General features: G+C 36.6%; 10 protein-coding genes, 2 tRNA genes and 6 pseudogenes. 11 read left to right on the top strand and 7 right to left on the bottom strand.

The window, feature by feature from the left end; translation table 11 throughout:
* Window positions 1-1,189: 1,189 nt before the first annotated feature.
* The 3 genes from csrA to BTN50_RS01280 all read left to right on the top strand — a co-directional run bounded on the left by csrA (window position 1,190) and on the right by BTN50_RS01280 (window position 1,966).
* Window positions 1,190-1,393, top strand: a complete 204-nt coding sequence (csrA, locus tag BTN50_RS01290; RefSeq protein ID WP_096618743.1) for a carbon storage regulator CsrA — start codon at window positions 1,190-1,192, stop codon at window positions 1,391-1,393.
* Between the two features lie 358 nt (window positions 1,394-1,751).
* Window positions 1,752-1,828 (top strand) — tRNA-Arg (locus BTN50_RS01285).
* A gap of 46 nt (window positions 1,829-1,874) precedes the next feature.
* Window positions 1,875-1,966, top strand: a tRNA-Ser gene (locus BTN50_RS01280).
* Window positions 1,967-2,141: 175 nt separating this feature from the next.
* On the opposite strand, the pseudogene BTN50_RS01275 reads toward BTN50_RS01280, so the two are convergent.
* A pseudogene (locus BTN50_RS01275) lies at window positions 2,142-2,986 on the bottom strand (IS5 family transposase).
* A 446-nt stretch (window positions 2,987-3,432) separates the two neighbouring features.
* Between BTN50_RS01275 and BTN50_RS01270 the strand changes: the two are divergent.
* Entirely contained in the window at window positions 3,433-4,599 is a 1,167-nt protein-coding gene (locus BTN50_RS01270) for a DUF2066 domain-containing protein (protein ID WP_096618742.1), read from the top strand.
* Between the two features lie 242 nt (window positions 4,600-4,841).
* Here BTN50_RS01270 and BTN50_RS01265 read toward each other — a convergent pair.
* Window positions 4,842-5,735, bottom strand: a pseudogene (locus tag BTN50_RS01265) (IS5 family transposase).
* A gap of 142 nt (window positions 5,736-5,877) precedes the next feature.
* Between BTN50_RS01265 and BTN50_RS09655 the strand changes: the two are divergent.
* The 3 genes and pseudogenes from BTN50_RS09655 (at window position 5,878) to BTN50_RS11830 (ending at window position 8,573) form a co-directional block, all read left to right on the top strand.
* The gene (locus tag BTN50_RS09655) at window positions 5,878-6,060 is read left to right on the top strand and encodes a hypothetical protein (RefSeq protein WP_150137312.1); all 183 of its coding nucleotides are present in this window, start codon (window positions 5,878-5,880) and stop codon (window positions 6,058-6,060) included.
* A gap of 512 nt (window positions 6,061-6,572) precedes the next feature.
* The gene (nhaA, locus tag BTN50_RS01260) at window positions 6,573-7,751 is read left to right on the top strand and encodes a Na+/H+ antiporter NhaA (protein ID WP_096618741.1); all 1,179 of its coding nucleotides are present in this window, start codon (window positions 6,573-6,575) and stop codon (window positions 7,749-7,751) included.
* A gap of 71 nt (window positions 7,752-7,822) precedes the next feature.
* A pseudogene (locus BTN50_RS11830) lies at window positions 7,823-8,573 on the top strand (transposase).
* Between the two features lie 370 nt (window positions 8,574-8,943).
* Here the strand turns inward: BTN50_RS11830 and BTN50_RS01255 are convergent.
* Complete coding sequence (locus BTN50_RS01255; protein WP_096618740.1) at window positions 8,944-10,104, bottom strand: FAD-dependent oxidoreductase; 1,161 nt, start codon at window positions 10,102-10,104, stop codon at window positions 8,944-8,946.
* Between the two features lie 35 nt (window positions 10,105-10,139).
* Window positions 10,140-11,027: pseudogene (locus BTN50_RS11940) on the bottom strand (IS5 family transposase).
* On the opposite strand from BTN50_RS11940, the gene BTN50_RS09860 reads away from it, so the two are divergent.
* Both BTN50_RS09860 and miaB read left to right on the top strand, forming a co-directional pair.
* A complete protein-coding gene (locus BTN50_RS09860; protein ID WP_161492882.1) occupies window positions 11,020-11,187 on the top strand; it encodes a hypothetical protein in 168 nt (55 codons plus the stop codon). The pseudogene BTN50_RS11940 and the gene BTN50_RS09860 sit on opposite strands and share 8 nt — an antisense overlap.
* A 419-nt stretch (window positions 11,188-11,606) precedes the next feature.
* On the top strand, window positions 11,607-13,031 hold the full coding sequence (miaB, locus tag BTN50_RS01245) for a tRNA (N6-isopentenyl adenosine(37)-C2)-methylthiotransferase MiaB (protein ID WP_096618738.1): 1,425 nt from the start codon (window positions 11,607-11,609) through the stop codon (window positions 13,029-13,031).
* A 200-nt stretch (window positions 13,032-13,231) separates the two neighbouring features.
* Here the strand turns inward: miaB and BTN50_RS09855 are convergent, their stop codons facing one another.
* On the bottom strand, window positions 13,232-13,372 hold the full coding sequence (locus BTN50_RS09855) for a hypothetical protein (protein ID WP_161492881.1): 141 nt from the start codon (window positions 13,370-13,372) through the stop codon (window positions 13,232-13,234).
* A 70-nt stretch (window positions 13,373-13,442) separates the two neighbouring features.
* Here BTN50_RS09855 and BTN50_RS10705 point away from each other — a divergent pair.
* Window positions 13,443-14,313 (top strand): annotated as a pseudogene (locus BTN50_RS10705) (IS5 family transposase); the annotation flags it as partial.
* Window positions 14,314-14,462: 149 nt separating this feature from the next.
* Here BTN50_RS10705 and BTN50_RS01230 read toward each other — a convergent pair.
* Entirely contained in the window at window positions 14,463-14,729 is a 267-nt protein-coding gene (locus tag BTN50_RS01230; protein WP_161492880.1) for an IS1 family transposase, read from the bottom strand.
* Window positions 14,730-15,001: 272 nt separating this feature from the next.
* Between BTN50_RS01230 and BTN50_RS01225 the strand changes: the two are divergent.
* Window positions 15,002-15,897, top strand: a pseudogene (locus tag BTN50_RS01225) (IS5 family transposase); the annotation flags it as partial.
* A 60-nt stretch (window positions 15,898-15,957) separates the two neighbouring features.
* Here the strand turns inward: BTN50_RS01225 and flgL are convergent.
* The gene (flgL, locus tag BTN50_RS01220; protein ID WP_096618734.1) at window positions 15,958-17,151 is read right to left on the bottom strand and encodes a flagellar hook-associated protein FlgL; all 1,194 of its coding nucleotides are present in this window, start codon (window positions 17,149-17,151) and stop codon (window positions 15,958-15,960) included.
* Between the last annotated feature and the right edge of the window lie 2 nt (window positions 17,152-17,153).

The following is a 17,153-nucleotide window of genomic DNA, read 5'->3' as shown; positions in this document are numbered from 1 at the left end:
TCCCAACATGATTCACTATTAGACAATCGATTTCATTTTAGATATACTAGTTTTAGTAGTTTATTCAACGTTTTTATCATTGCGTAGATTTTGCGAATCTTAGCATTATGATCTTTTAGGCTTAATGCCCCTTTGAATAGTTTTTTAATTTAAAATATTACCGTCGTTAAACAAAAAACATTTGTGATAATCATATTTTTTAAAAGTTGTTTTTTTTCGTGGTGGGATGGATGGAACTTTACGGTTAAATAGGAATGGTTTCGTAACATTGTTTGGTGGCATAAACACTATCGACTGATATTTCATTGATTCTTCGCTGAGTCTGTTTGAGCAAGTTATATAAGATGTTATCATAAGTCACATTTGGTGACCTAAATTGAGCAGCAATGATTCCATGCGCCTTTATCGTAGACTTTCAACCCGTAGGATTAATCGCTAAGTGCTAAATTATTCCTTCCATTTTGTCTTAAAAGATACGTTAATCGTTTTGAATCGCTTACTAATGATGTATGAATAATGAGAATATGACACCGGCAGTTAAGTAAGTTTGAAAACAAAATTAGTGGATCTTTGCAGGTCACTTAATAGTATTGAAAATGCTTGCTTGATCATGAGAACCGTTGTAATGATTAAGCCACTAAACAAATGAGGTTCCCCCCCCCTTCCCGACTATCCTGCTTAGTTTGATTCCATAGCTGAATGACTTATTCATCAATCCAAAATGTCAATGAGACACGATTGATCAAAAATTGATAAGACTGTCTACAGTCGGTTGTTCTGTATAGAAGTTTGATTATAGACTTGAATATTTAAGCAAACTTAGTTGTTTAAAATGCAGATTAAGAATTTAGTTCTCTGAGTTAGGAAGCAAAACCTGCGGTTCATACTATAATTTTAGGTTTAGTGGGAAACAATTTACTATGCGATACTGTGATTTTTTAGACATAAGGGTCACATTATCTGGATTTATAAAAAAATTATTATTGGTAAACTGGAGTTGGTCAAAAAAATAAGCCATATTAAAAAATTAAAAAAATATTTAGAGTGCCTGTTAAAAGATGCTCGTAAAGAAGGGAAGTCATTGTTAGTCCATTTCGGAGTATGAGTGGCTGTGGAAGCTTATTTGTGCAGCAAGAAAACCAAACAGACTCAACGCAAAGAAATCTATAATTACTCAAGGAGTAGAATTATGCTGATTTTGACTCGTCGCGTAGGTGAAACGCTGATGATTGGTGATGAAGTCACCGTAACTGTACTGGGCGTAAAAGGCAACCAAGTTCGCCTTGGCGTAAATGCACCAAAAGAAGTGCTAGTACACCGTGAAGAGATCTATATGCGCATTCAAGCTGAAAGAAGGCAACCTTGCATCAACAATGGGGAACTTTTGAGTTAAACGCATTAAAAATTTTTTGAAGGCCGATGGTTTTTATCGGCCTTTGTGCTTTTTTTAAATGGTGTATGTCAAAAGTAATTGAGGTGATTTTTACGAATATACATCTTGTAGTGCTGAATAAGTGTGCAAACACATTATGAGGATATATTTTTACAGATAAAGTGTTTGACATATTCACGGCTCACAGTAATATTTAAATATAGAAGATTGTGAAAAAGTAGAAAAAGTACTAGAATACTCTTCTTAGAAGGAAGCATAATGTTTATCTGTATTTAGTGCTCAAGTCTTCCTACATTACTATTATTTATCGATGGTTAGTAATGAGAATCAATGAGTTTATTTTAGTGAAAAGATATCTGCGCGTGTAGCTCAGTTGGATAGAGTATCTGGCTACGAACCAGACGGTCGGAGGTTCGAATCCTTCCATGCGCACCATGTTAAATGTAATGAGCTTTTGGACTTGTTATTGTATCAAATGTGTGGTGAGGTGGCCGAGAGGTTGAAGGCGCTCCCCTGCTAAGGGAGTATATGGTTTATCTCGTATCGAGGGTTCGAATCCCTCCTTCACCGCCATGACTTGTAACCATTTAATTTATGCTCTAAACAAACATGTAACTGAATCAATTAGTGACTCACTGACAGTATGGATTTATGAAGAAGTTATTCAACTAAAAATTAAATTAAACAAAATAATTGTGAAGGTTTGCTTCATAATACGGGCTCAAATAGCAAATACTAGGATAATGAATTATTCAACAAGCACTTTTATGTTAGGCATATCTAGTCCTGCTAGTTTATTTAATGTCGTTATCATGGCGTAGGTTTCGCTAATGTAGATGTTTTAATCTCTTAGATTTAATAGTACTATACTAGTAGTTTTTGAACTTGAAACATTGTAGTATTTGATAGGAAACATCTATGGTAACCATCATACATTTTTCAATACTGATTTGAATCTTATAACTTTGGTAACTAACCGCTAAGTTACGTGGATGATTGCATTTCTAAAAAGTTGCTTCTTTTTTTGTACGAATGGTGTCGTAATATTATTTAGTATCTTAAGCTCTATTGCTTGATATTGCATTGATTTTTGCTGGTCTGTTTGAGCAAGTTAGGTAGTATCGCATCGTCAGTCATACTTGATGCACTTAACTCGGCGGTAATGATCTCATGCGTATTTATCTCTATCGCTAAATGTAACTTTCACCAGACACGTTGTTTCCCATTAGTACCATGCTTTTTGTTCTCCATTTTCCTTCACCGTAGAATTTCATCCTCCGTAAAATCAATAGCTAAGTGCTGTATGCTTTCTTTATTCTTCGTTTTGAATGCGACGTTAACTGTTTTGGCTTGTTTGCGCATGCATTAATAGTGAGAGCATGACAATGGCAGTTGAATAAGTTTGAAAACAGAATTAATGAATCCTGGTAGACTTCTCAATGGTATTGCAAACACGCATTTAATCATGATGGTCGCAGCAATGGCTAAGTCGCTAAATAAATGAGGTCTGCCATGATTGCTCTGCTTAGTTTGATTTCATAACTGAATAACTTTTTTATCAATCCACAATGTTAGTGAACCACTATTGAGCAAAGCTTCATGTTACTGCTGCCAGCTAGTCGTTCTGTAGCGAAACTTATTCATAGGCTTGAATATTGAAGTGAGCTTAATTGTTTAGAGTGTTGATTGAAAATTTAGTTCCTTTATTTAGGCAATAAAGCCGGTTACCATAAATGTTTCTTAGCAGAAATAGCAATGATTCGAGTTAAAAAACGACTGGTAGGAACATTGTGACTAAAAAATTAATCAACTTAGATTAGTTAAATCGACAGCATGATAAAAACATTAAGGAAATAATAAAATTAAGTATACATAACATGAAAGCGATTGTCTAATAGTGAGCCATGTTGGGATTTATTATTTGAACTTGAATGAGGAAACAAAACCGCTACATGGCGTCATTTTTATATCTTTCCATTGCTGCATCCTAGGCTTCATCTTATGATCAACATTTAATAATGGAGTGATCCGGCATAGTTATGTTACGAATCTTTTTTTTAGCTCTTGTACTGTTAATTGGTCAAACAAGTGTTATTGCTGCTTCAATCTTTAATTCGGAAATAGTGCTAGATGATAGCAGTTCTGCCACAGAAAAGTTAGCAAAGGAAAAGGCATTTATTGATGTGCTGGTTAAAGTATCTGGACAATCAAAAATCGATGAAAATATTGTTATTCAAAAAGCATTGCCTATGGTTAGTCAGTACATCACACAACTTGGGTATGGTCATCATGGCGAGCAACGTAGTCTTGTTCTTGGTTTTGACGATATCAAAATCCGTATGCTATTAACTCAAGCTCAAGTTACATATTGGGGATTACCGCGTCCAGAAGTTCTGTTTTGGATAGTGGAAGACAATGCATCTTCGCGAAATATTGTGTGGAAAAAATCAGGCTCACCATTGCTCAACAAGTTAAAAGAACATGCTGCTCGTCGAGGCTTACCGATCTTAATACCCGTGGGTGATTTTGATGATGTTGTAGCGATTTCTATTATTGACCTATGGGTAGGATTTATGAGTCCAATTTTGGAAGCGAGTATGCGTTACAAGCCGTCAGGTATTACAGTGGTGAAAGTCCATGGTAATCAAGTGAACTGGAAACTGCTTCCTAACGTCACAAGTATGGATAATGATACTTTGATAGAAGGTCATGCGTCAGGAGCGCCAGCGGTAGCATTTGCTACCATGGTCAATGATATTTCAAATTTTTACGCCCAACGATTGGGCGTAACACTTGGTGTGGATGGCACTGGCACAAAACAATTGAATATTTCAGGCTTGAATTCCGCAAAAGATTTTTTTGCTGCTGAGCGTACGTTAAAAAAATTAACGTCAGTGGCTGCATTGCGTTTAGAGTCTTTGGTAGGAGACATGGCAACGTTTAGAATTAGCCTGTTGGCGTCAAAAGAGGTATTTCACAATGAGATGGTGTCAGACCGTCGCATTGAGGCAACGATAAATTCTGAGGAATGTATGCTTGATGTTAGCGCATCTAAAGTGCTAGATTTAACAACTGAACTAGAGGTTCAGACTCAAGTTGATGTTAACAATATTATCAGCGATAATGACACAATGACAGTTGCACCAGTAATTAGTACACCAAGCGTTGAAGTTGAACCAGCATTGCGGTACAAGTGGAATGGGTAGTCTTCATTCTCATTTTGGATTGGATAGGTAAACAATAAACAAACCGAGTAGACTTAATTGAGTCTATTTTTTAGGATGTATTTAATAAATTAATTGTAGTTTACAAATAATATTTACGTTTAATGAATGTACTAATCAGTTTATCGTGCATTTCCATTGATCTTGAGGGTCATGTATTCATGACATTACAAGCTTTGTTTCCTAATGCTAGTTCAGATAACAAATTTTAACATGATTAACGATTAAATAATGGTTTTTATGTTAATCATACCTATCTCTGTCAGTTTATTTAACGTTTTGATCGTGGCGTCAGTTTCGCTAATTTGAGGATTAAGATCTCTTAAGCTAAATGTCCCTTCCAGTAGTATTTTAACTTGAAACATTGTCGTCCCTGATAGAGAGCGTTTATGGTAATCATGCTTCGTTTTCGATGCTGATTGGAACCGTATAACTTTTGGTAACTGATTACTAAATAATGTGGGTGACCTTACTTTTAAAAATGGCTCTTTTCTTGGTGGTATGAGTGGAACCGCTCGTTTAATCCGGATGATTTCGTAACATTGTCAGGTGTCGTAAGAAGCGCCATCGGCTGATATTTTATTGACTTTTCGGCGGGTCTGTTTGAGTAAGCTAGGTCGTACTTAACTCAATAGCAATGATTTCATGCGTATTTATATCTACACTAAATGTAACTTGCGTCAGACTCGCTGTTTTCTATCAGTACTATGCTTTTTTGCTTTCCATTCGTCTTCATCACAGATTTTGAGTTCCGTAGAATCTGTGGCTAAGTGCTTATGCTTTCTTTATTCTTCGTCTTGAACGCGACATTAACCGTTATGGCGCGCTTGCTAATGCATGAATAGTGAGAGCATAACAATGGTAGTTGAATAAATTTGAAAACAAAATTAATGAATCTTTGCGTACTTCTCCATGGCCTCGAAAATATACATTATAACCATGCAGGCCGTTGTAATTGCTAAGTTGCTAAATAAACGAGGTCTCCCATGATTACCCTGCTTAGCTTGATTCCATAGCTGAATAGCTTCGTTATCAATCCAAAATATTAATGAGCCACGGTTGACTAAAGTTTGATTATACTGCTACCAGTTAGTTGTTTTGCAGCGAAGATTATTCATAGACCTTAATATTTAAGTGAGCCTAATTATTTAGAGTGTTGATTGAAAATTTAGTCTCTGATTTAGGAAATAAAGTCGGTTACCACAAAAGTTTCTTAGAAGAGACAGTAATGGTTCAAATGAAAAATTATTGGTAGGAACGTTGAACCTAAGGAATCACACAACTCAGATTAGCGAAATCTACACAATGATAAAAGTGTTAAATAAGATTGGAAAGCATCTCGTACACATTAAAACTATCTGTGCACCAGAATGTAATTTTGATTTCAATAAATGCTTACAAAGCATGTTGGATGTTGTGCTTTTACGACAACCAAAGACATGAGTAATGATCTTCTTCTATTTAGATTCTAATGCATACCAAAGCCAATACAGTTTTTTTGCTACTCGCGTAAGACTAATGCTTATTCACTTTGTAGGTAAGCACTACTTCCTATACGCCAAGAGGGAGAATAGTTATGCTACGAAGTTCTAGTTTTTTAAAATTTGAACAACTGCATTAATGCTGACTCGTAACATTCAAGAGGAATTATGGCATTGGAGTGATTAAGAATAAATTTAATAATTTGTTCTTTTATGTCACGTCTGACACACTGTGTGTGTATATTAAAGCTCTAAGGTTCGTCAACATGTTTGACAATGGTAGGGTTAGTATTCACCAAAATCAATGCCGTACTTTTTATCATTTTTGTGTGCGATAAAACGACAGTTAACATTAATGCTAACTATAATATTAATCACGGAAAATTAAAAGTTTTATATAAAAGTGACCGATGGAGTGCATAACCTGTGAAGCCTACATTATTATCGAATAACTATTTTAATGGAGTGCTTTAGATGACTGATGCTATACGTCAGTTTATGAAGATGGAATCAGCCGGTAGTCTAGTATTAATCGTTGCTGCGATTCTAGCAATTTTCATAGCAAATTCACCCCTGCAGTCTGTTTATGAAAGCGTACTTCATAGCTATGTTGCTGGTATTTATATTGAGCACTGGGTGAATGAAGGTCTGATGGCAATTTTTTTTCTCTTAATTGGACTTGAAGTTAAGCGCGAATTAATTGAAGGCGCCCTCAACACTAAAGAAAAATTACTTTTTCCTACGATCGCTGCTATTGGTGGTATGTTAGCCCCAGCGCTTATTTATTTAGCGTACAATGCTGGTGATTCTGTGACGGCAAGTGGTTGGGCCATTCCAGCTGCAACGGATATTGCATTTGCTCTGGGTATCATGGCTCTTCTGGGTAAGCGTGTTCCTCTTTTATTAAAAGTTTTTTTGCTTGCGCTTGCAATTATCGATGATTTGGGTGTGACCGTAATTATTGCGTTCTTTTATAGTAGTGATTTATCGGTGACTGCACTGATCGCTGCTTTTCTTTCTACTATGGCACTATTTTTAATGCATAGTAAGAATGTGGTTAGGGTAAGGTGGTACATGTTAGTTGGTGCGATTCTTTGGTTTAGTGTACTGAAATCAGGTGTTCACGCAACACTTGCAGGTATTATCCTTGGCTTTGCTATTCCTCTTAATGGAGGGCAAAATAGTCAGTCGCCATTGAAAACTCTTGAGCATGTTATTCACCCGTATGTGGCTTTCTTAATCTTGCCGGTGTTCGCTTTTGTTAATGCAGGAGTTTCACTTGAAGGTATTTCCTTGGAAAGCCTAATGGATGCATTACCGTTGGGGATTGCCCTTGGGCTAATTATTGGTAAGCCATTGGGTATTTTCACATTTAGTTGGGTTTCTGTAAAAATGGGCATTGTTCGTTTACCAGAGAACGTCAACTTTAAGCAGGTATTTGCAGTATCTTTATTATGTGGTATTGGTTTTACAATGTCTATTTTTATTTCGTCACTGGCGTTTGTTGGGGTGGATCAAAGCTACATTACGCTCTCGCGCCTGGGTATCTTAATTGGTTCAGCTGTGTCGGCTTTAGCTGGCTGCGCTTTGCTTAATGTGGTATTGCCAAAGTTTAACCAAGTGGAGGAAAAAAAAATTAGTATTGATTATTAATGGCCTTGTATCCACTAACTCAGCGTTGGTCTTTAAATATTTAGGTCTATGGACAAGCCTCATTACGAACAATGAACTGGAAGCAGTGTGTAATAAAGCTTTAATTCATCGTGGCTCATTAACATTCTAGATTGATGAAGAAGTCATTCTGCTATGGAATCAAATTAAGCTTAGTAACCGTGGGAGACTTAGTGTGTTGAATGACTTAATCATTATGACTGCTCTTATGATTTAATACGTATTTTCAATGCCATTGAGAGATCTGCAAGGATTAATTAATTCTATTTTTGAAACTTGTTCAACTGCCGTTATTATTCTCTTATTAATTCATGCATTACCAAGTAAGTTGAAAAGGTTAACGTTGTGTTCAAGACGAAGACTAAAGGAACCATTTAGCACTTAGCTATTAAGTCTAGCGTAAGTTACATTTAGAGGTAGATATAAATGTGCATGGGATCATTACTGCTGAGTTAAGTGCATCAAATGTAATTGACGGTGTAAGGCAATCTAATTTGTTCAAACATACCTGCCGAAGTATCAATGAAATATCATACGATAGTGCTTGCGACATAAGATAATATGATGAAACCGTTCGTATTAAATGAGCGATGCCACTCATTCCCCCCAAGAAAAGGAGCAATTTTTAGGGAGTGAGGTATAGTTACCATAAAAAATTTTTATAAAAGACAGCAAAATTTAGAATTAAAAAAATTGCTTGGGAGGACATTGAACCTAAGGAGTTACAATACCTAGATTAACGAAACCTCAGTCATGGTAAAAGCGTTAAATAGGCTGGCAGAACTAAGTATGCCTAAAATGTAAGCTCTTGCCTAACAGTGAATCATCTTAGGATTTGTTATCTGAACTTACATTAAAAAACGAAGCCTACAAACCTCTCAATAATATTGAAAATGCGTATTTGATCATGAGAACCGTCGCAATGGCAAGTAATTCAATATACTAAGTTTCCCACGATTATTACATTTCATTTACTTACATAGTTGAATGGCTTTTTCATTAACCTAAAACATTAGTGAAGCATGATGAATTTAAAATTTGATTATATTGCTTCCAGTGGGTTGTGCTGTAACGAAGCTTGTCTATAGACCTGAATATTTAAGTGAACCTAGCTGTTTAGAGTGTAAACTTATGACTAAATTATCTGCTTAAAAAAAATAAATTTTCGAGTGACCTACAGTCCCAGTGCATATTTCAAGACTTGAGTTTTCACTAGTCCGCTATTTTCAGCAAATTTTAGTCCTACGTTTCTCAGTAGTTTTAGCAGAAAAATGTTATTGCTAAAGCCACCATAAAGCACATCCAGGCCTATTTGCATGATTAAATTATCAAATTTTCTTTTTCGTTCATATGTGATAAGCACAGCTTGATTTGCCCATTCCGCCCCTGCATCCACAATTACATTCAGAAAAGCATCGACATCTTTAAAACCAAGATTGACACCTTGTCCCGCCAATGGATTTATGGTGTGCGATGCATCACCGAGTATTACAACACCATCACTATAGTAGCGTTGCGCATGACGACGAGTTAGTGGAAAGGAACCTTGTTGAACGACTTCTATATCGCCCAATTCGGGAGGGAATGATGCGAAGATTTCTTTTCCCAACATATCTGGTTTCATTGCGCAAAGTTGTTTAATGCGAGATGGATTGTCGTACCAAACCAAAGAGCCATGATGCCCTTGCAAAGGTAAGAAGGAACGCGGTCCATCTGGTGTGAACCATTGCCAAGTAATATCTTGTTGAGGCAACGCCGTTTTCACGTTAACTAGCATGCAATGTTGACGATAATCCCAAGCCGTCACACCAATCTTAGCATAATCACGAACACGTGAATTTGCTCCATCAGCACCAACAAGTAACAAACCATATAGTGTATCACCATTATCAAGTTCAACAATATGACCTTTAGTATCCGAATGGATTGATGTAAAATTGTTTGGACAAAGTACGGTTAAACTTACCTGATCTTCACAAGCATCCCACAGGGAGAGCTGCAATATGCGATTTTCAACAATAAAACCAAGCTCCCTTAAACCTATGCTGTCACTATTAAACTTAATCCGACAACTAGAATGTTCCCACGTCTCTAATCGGCGGTAAGGACATAATCGCATTGCAAGAATACCATCCCATACTTTCAGCGAGTTAAGCAAAGCAACTGAGCATGGAGAAATGGCAGATACGCGCAGATCCATGGGTTGTTCAGAAGAGAAAGGCATTGGAGCGTGTCGCTCTACCATAGCAACACGTTTACCTTGTTTTGCTAATCCTAGCGCTGTAGCTGAGCCAATCATTCCACCACCAATAACAATAATATCAAATTTTTTCATAACGCAATCTCTTTAAACCTTCTCAATATAATTCGCTATTCGACAATCGCTTTTGTGTTAGGCATACCTAATTCAGTGAGTTTATTTAAGATTTTAATCATTACGTAGGTTTCGCTAAGCTGAACATTGTGTTCCCTTAGATTCAATGTTCCTCCCAGTAACTTTTTTACTGGAAACATTGCCGTCTTTAATAGGGAACGTTTATGTTAGCCATGCCGCATTTTTTATGCTAATTTAAACTGTACAATAACTGATAACTTATTGTTAAATTATACGAATGACCTCATTTTTTAAAAATGCATCTTTTTTTGGTGGAATGAGTGGAATTGCTTGTTTAATATGAACGGTTTCGTAGTATTGTCTAGTTTCGTAAGCACCATCGGCTGATATTTCATTGATTCTTCGGCGGGTCTGTTTGAACGAGTTAGCTAGTATTTTACCGTCAATTATATTCAATGCACTTAGCTCAGCAATCATCATTTCATGCGTATTGATATCTATCATTAAATGCAATTTATGCCAGGCTGGCCGGTTCCCATCAGTACAATACTTTTTTATTTTTCATTTACCTTTACCGTAGACTTTGCACACCGTACAATTAATGGTTAAGAGTTGGATGGATTCCTTTATTCTTAGCCTCAAATACGACGTTAACCGTTTGAGCTAGCTTGCTGGTATATGAATAGTGAGGGTATGACAATGGCATAGCAATTTTAAAAAACAGAATTAATGAATCTTTGGAGACCTCCCTCCTAATGGCAGTAAAAATATGCATTTAATCATGAGGGCCATGGTAAGGGATAAGTTACGAAATAAATGAGGTCTTCCATGATTATCCTGCTAAGTGTGATTCCATAGCTAAATAGTTTTTTATCAACCCAAAATGTTAGTGAGCCTAATTGTTTAGAGCGTTGATTGAAAATTGAGTTCCCTTTTTTAGGAAATAAAGCCGGTTACCATAAACTTTTTGTAGCAGAGACAGCAATCATTCGAGTTAAAACACTACTGGGAGGGACATCGAGCCTAAGGAACCACATAATTCAGATTAGTGAAAGAGATGCCATTGCTAAAAGCATTAAATAAGCTGACAAGACCAGGTATAACTCACACAAAAGTGATTGTTTAATAGTGAATCATGTTAAATTTGCCAGCTGAACTCGAATTAGGAAACAAAGCTGTTTTATAGCGAAAATTATTCATAGATTTGAATATTTAAGTGAACTTAACTGTTTAGTACGTAGGTTAATAATTTAATTTTTTGATTCAGAAAATAAAGCCATTTTTGTGTAAAATTTGGTAATGAATTTAAGGGGAACGTAAACTGGACACAAAATATCTCAAGAAGTACAATATGTAATTTATCATTATCATGAGTATATACATAACAAGTTAACGTTAAATAGAACAAGTATTTTCGACTGAAGCAAAATAAGTAGATATCATAATGCTGCCTTCCTGCAAAGTAGAAAGATATAGGAACATCAATGTGAGTAAATAGTAACATGGCAAAGAAATTGCTGATCAAAACTTGGGGATGCCAGATGAACGAATACGATTCATCAAAAATGGCAGATCTGCTTAATGTAACTGGCGGTTACGAGTTGACTGAAAATCCGAATGAGGCAGATGTACTGCTTCTTAACACTTGTTCTATTAGGGAAAAAGCGCAGGAAAAAGTATTCCACCAATTAGGTCGTTGGAGAAGGTTGAAAGAGCACAAACCAGAATTAATCATTGGTGTTGGCGGCTGTGTGGCAACGCAAGAAGGAGATCACATCCGTAAACGTGCACCTTATGTTGATGTTATCTTCGGCCCACAAACTCTGCATCGTCTTCCGCGGATGATTAAGCAATCTAGTGCAGACCATAGTCTAGTGATGGACATTTCATTCCCTGAGCTTGAAAAATTTGATAGCTTACCAGAACCCCGTGCACAAGGCCCAATAGCATTTGTATCCATCATGGAAGGTTGTTCTAAGTACTGCACATTCTGCGTAGTGCCTTACACCAGAGGTGAAGAAGTTAGCCGTCCATTGGATGATGTGCTTTTTGAAATTACTCAACTTGCCGAGCAAGGTATTCGTGAAGTTAATTTGTTAGGTCAAAATGTAAATGCATTTCGAGGTAAAATGCATGATGGTGATATCTGTTCTTTTGCTAAATTGCTGCGTTATGTAGCTGCGATCGACGGTATTGATCGCATTCGCTATACCACGAGCCACCCTATTGAATTTACCGATGACATCATCGAAGCGTACCGTGACATACCTGAATTGGTGAACCATTTGCATTTACCAGTACAAAGCGGTTCAGATCGTATTCTAGCCATGATGAAACGTCCGTATACTATTATTGAATACAAATTTAAAATACGTGAGCTACGTAAAATTCGCCCAAATATTGCGATTAGCTCAGACTTTATTGTCGGCTTCCCTGGTGAAGAAGATGCTGATTTCCAAGCAACCATGCAGCTGATCCGCGACATTAATTTCGACATAAGCTTTAGCTTTGTATATTCACCACGTCCAGGTACACCAGCAGTTGATATGCCTGATGATACCCCTAAGCACGTAAAGAGAGAACGTTTGTACAAGCTGCAGCAACAAATGAATGCACAAACCATGATTTTTGCACGTCAAATGTTAGGTACAGAACAACGTATACTGGTTGAAGGGCCATCACGTAAAAACCTTATGGAACTACGAGGTCGCACCGAAAATAACCGCGTGGTCAACTTCGAAGGATCTGTTGATTTAATCGGCCAATTCGTTGATGTGAAGATTACTTACGTGTTGACAAATTCTCTTCGTGGTAAATTAATCCGCACAGAAAAAGACATTAATCTCCGTGTTGTGGTGTCTCCAACAGAGTTGATCATGAAAACCCGTGAAGAAGAAGATCTTGGTGTTGTTATGTATACTCATTAATAACACCATCACCATTAGATGATCTAACTGCACTCAGCTATCTTAGCTGGGATGAATCATTAATTTTTAGGTGTAAGATTGCATCAACTTACGCAAAATAAATAAGAATTTGGTTATGTCTTCAATAAGTTGATTGTAATTTAAGAATAGTTTTGTTTTCTAAATGGAATTCAAGTAACCAATCCCAACATGATTAACGATTAGACAATTGTTTTCGTTGGAAGAATATTTAGCTCAGTCAGCTTATTTAACGCTTTTATCATGGCGTTGATTTCACTAATATGAGTTGTGTGATTCCTTAAACTCAATGTCCCTCCTAGTAGTTTTTTGACTTGAACCATTTCTCTCTCTGCTGTGGAATGTTTCTGGTAACCGACTTTATTTATTGATAAAAAACTAAATTTTCATTAATATACTAAACAGTTAGGCTCACTAATGTTCTGGATTGATGAAGAAGCTATTCAGCTATGGAATCAAACTAAGCAGGGTAATTATGGAAGACCTCGTTTATTTAGCCACTTAGCCATTACGACGGCTCTCATGGTTAAACGCGTATTTTCAATGCTATGGAGAGGTCTGCACGAATTAATTAATTCTGTTTTCAAACTTGCAACTGCCATTGTCATGCCCTCACTGCTCATACATTAGCAAATGAACCAAAATGGTTAACGTCACGTTCAAGACGAAGAATAAAGAAAGCATACAGTACTTAACTATTGATTCTACGGGGCTCAAAGTCTGCGGTGAAGGAAAATAAAAAATCAAAAAGCATGGTACTCATGAAAAACGGCGAGTATGGCGTAAGTTACATTTAGCGGTAGATATAAATATGCATGAAAGCATTGTTGCTGAATTAAGCGCATCCAATGTGACTGTCGCTGAAGTGCTACTTAACTTACTTAAACAGACCCGCTGAAAAAGCAATGAGATATCAACCGATGGTGCTTACGACACCAGACAATTTTACTAAACTGTTCGTATCCAACGGGCGGTTTCGCTCATTCCTCCCAAAAAAAGAAGCACTTGTTGGAAACGAGATCATCCGCGCAATTCAGCGGTCAGTTACCAGAAATTATACGGTTCAAATAAGTCTTGAAAAATGGGGCGTGGTTACCATAAGCGTTCTCTATCAAAAACGGCAATATTTCTAATCAAAAAATTTTTCGAAGAGACATTAAACCTAAGGGATAATAATGATTAGATTAACGAAACCTGCGGCATGATAAAAGCATTAAATAAGATGATTAGGCTAAGTATGCCTAAAACGAAAGCGATTGTCTAATAGCGAATCATGTTAGGATTTGCTATCTGAATACAAATTAGGAAACAAAGCTGTGAAAAAATTTTTTTACTACCTACGAAAAATAATTGGTCATTCACTACGCAAATAGACACCATTGCCTGCATGTCAAAAAAAGAGAAGTTACACAGCTATGTGTAAGTTTTTAAAGTGCGAACTACCGCATTAACACTAATATGTAACATTCGAGCTGAATTACGAATGCCAGCGTTGTTCATAGCAAGCTCAATAATATGTTCTTTTATACCAGGCTTGCAAGCTATGTAGGTATATTCAAGTTGGAAGGTTCGACAGCATTGTTTACAACGGTAACGTTGGTGTCCACCGTGGCCTACTCCATACTTTGAGACTGCACTTGTTTGCTGGCAAAAACGACATTTAACATTAATGGTAACCACAATAATCACTCCATAAAAATAGCACATTACACTAAGTTCAATGGATTGAATACATAACCTGTATCTGTACATGGATTGAGTATAGAGCGTAATTTATTTGACAAACGAAAGTTTCAAATTAATCAATGCTAAATTTACCTTTCTTATACTGATTTTCAGCAAAATAAAAAAATATTTATGCAATACGAATGTTATCTAGTTTCTAGAATCTGATTTTATTTCCTAAGCCAGGGAACTAAGTTATCAATCTTCGCTGCAAAACAATTAACTAAAAGAAGTATAGTCAAACTTTAAGTAATCATGATTCACTAATATTCTGGGTTGATGAAAAAGCCATTCAATTATGTAATTACATTAAGCCGGGTAATTATGGGAGACCTCGTTTATTTAGCGACTTAGCCATTACAACAGCTCTCATGGTCAAACGCTTATTTTAGTGCTATTGAGAGGTTAGTAAGGGTTCATTACCTCTGTTTTCCAACTTTTCCAACGGCCGTTACTATGCTCTCACTACCCATGCATTCGCAAGCGAGCCAACACAATTAACGTCGCGTTCAAGGTGAAGATTAAAGGAACGATCCAGTACTTCGCTAATGATTTCACACGGCTAAAAGTCTACGGTAGAGACTAATGAAAAGTAAAAAGCATGGTACTGATGGGAAACGATGAGTCTGGATCAAGTCACATTTAGCGGTAGATATAGATGTGTATGAACTTATTGCGACTGAGTTAAACTCATTAAATTTGATTGACGGTGAAGTGCTACCTAACTTTCTCAAACAGACCTGCCGAAAAATCAGTATAATATCAGACAATGGCGCTTACGACATTACACAGTGTGACGAAATCGAACGTATTAAACGAGCGGCTCTACTCATTTCACTAAGAGAGGAGCAATTTTTTAAAAATGAGATTATCCGTGTAATCTCATGGTCAGTTACCAAAAGTTATACGGTTCAAATCAGCATTGGAAAAGGAGATATAGTTACTATAAACATTCCCTATTGAAGACGGTAATATTTGGAACCAAAAAACTTTCTGAAAAACATTGAGCTTAATAGATCAGATTAGCGCAATGTATATTATGATAAAAGCATTAAATAAGCGGACTGGGCTAGGTATGCCTAAAGCAATAGCGATTGTTCAATCGTTCATATATTGGGATTGATTATCTAAACTCAAATTAGGAAAAAAACTTCTAGAATATGTCTTTTTTTGCCTCTTACTTTTAAACATAATTAAACAGAGTTAATTGTTTCACTTTTGCAAAAGCTTTTTGTGAGGCTTGAAGTGCCAATAAATTTTCATTCATTTCAATAACGGCAGTGGGATAATCTAGATCTTCCATTGTTCCCAAAGAGCGATGCAGCACCAATTTAAAATCTTTGTGCATGTTTTCCTGACGATCGAGCGTACTCAAACGAGTACCAACTTCGGACCTCGTTTTATTCAAATGCTTAAATGCTGCAGTAAACTGCTCTGTTACCTGATGCAATTCTGCCGTTGCAGATGCATCAAAAATACTTTCTTGAGATAGTTCCATCCCTTTCCTAAATGTATCGAATATATTGAAACTATCCTGACGTACTAAAGAGACGGAATCACCATCTAGTATTTCGCCTGCAAAATTTATGTTTAATGTTCCCCATTGAACACCTGCTTGAGGGTCGTATTGTCCCGAACTTACTACCGCACCATTTTGTGTTAATTCATAAAGTGTCTGCTCATTACCGTCCACACTGAAGTTGATCGCATAATTTGATAAATCAGTGTGATTGGTATTGGTAGCCGATGAAAGTAACAACAACGAACCACTTTTTATTGTATAATCTGGTTGGTAATTGCCAAACGGATTTTTGACAGTCATAAAAATTTCATTACCTGAATCGCTGGTCTGCACTTCAACCGATGGCGCTATTTGCGCTGTCCGATGGTAGCTGTCGCCAGCATATTGCACGCTACCTCTATTGTCACGAAAGAAAGGTTGTTTGTTGGCTTGGGTACCAGAAAACAAGAAATTACCTGATTCATCCTTGGCATTTACTAAGTTCATAAAGTTATCATATAAACCTTTTAAATCTTGACGATGTGCCATGCGATCATTATCTGACAATGAACCATTGATCATTTCCATTGTTTTACGCTTAGCCCTATCAATTATTTGCTCAGAATTATCAATAGCAATTTCAGCGCGTGTTTGGCGGTTACGAGCTAACGTGATCGAATTAATGTATTGATCAAGTTGCTTGTCTTGTTGTCGAAAATTTTGAATATAAATTGAAGCAACAGGATCATCACCAGAGGTAAGCACACGCTTACCTGTCGCCAACTGAACTTGATTATTTTGTAATTTTACCTGCTGGCGCATCAAACCATTCGAGACAGCTTGATAGTTATGAAAACTGGCAATACGGACAATCATTA

Origin of the sequence: Candidatus Enterovibrio altilux (genome assembly GCF_002381345.1) — a bacterium.
Taxonomy (GTDB): domain Bacteria; phylum Pseudomonadota; class Gammaproteobacteria; order Enterobacterales; family Vibrionaceae; genus Enterovibrio; species Enterovibrio altilux.
Note: the sequence above shows the minus strand (reverse complement) of the source record. Positions and strands in the feature narration are given on the sequence as shown.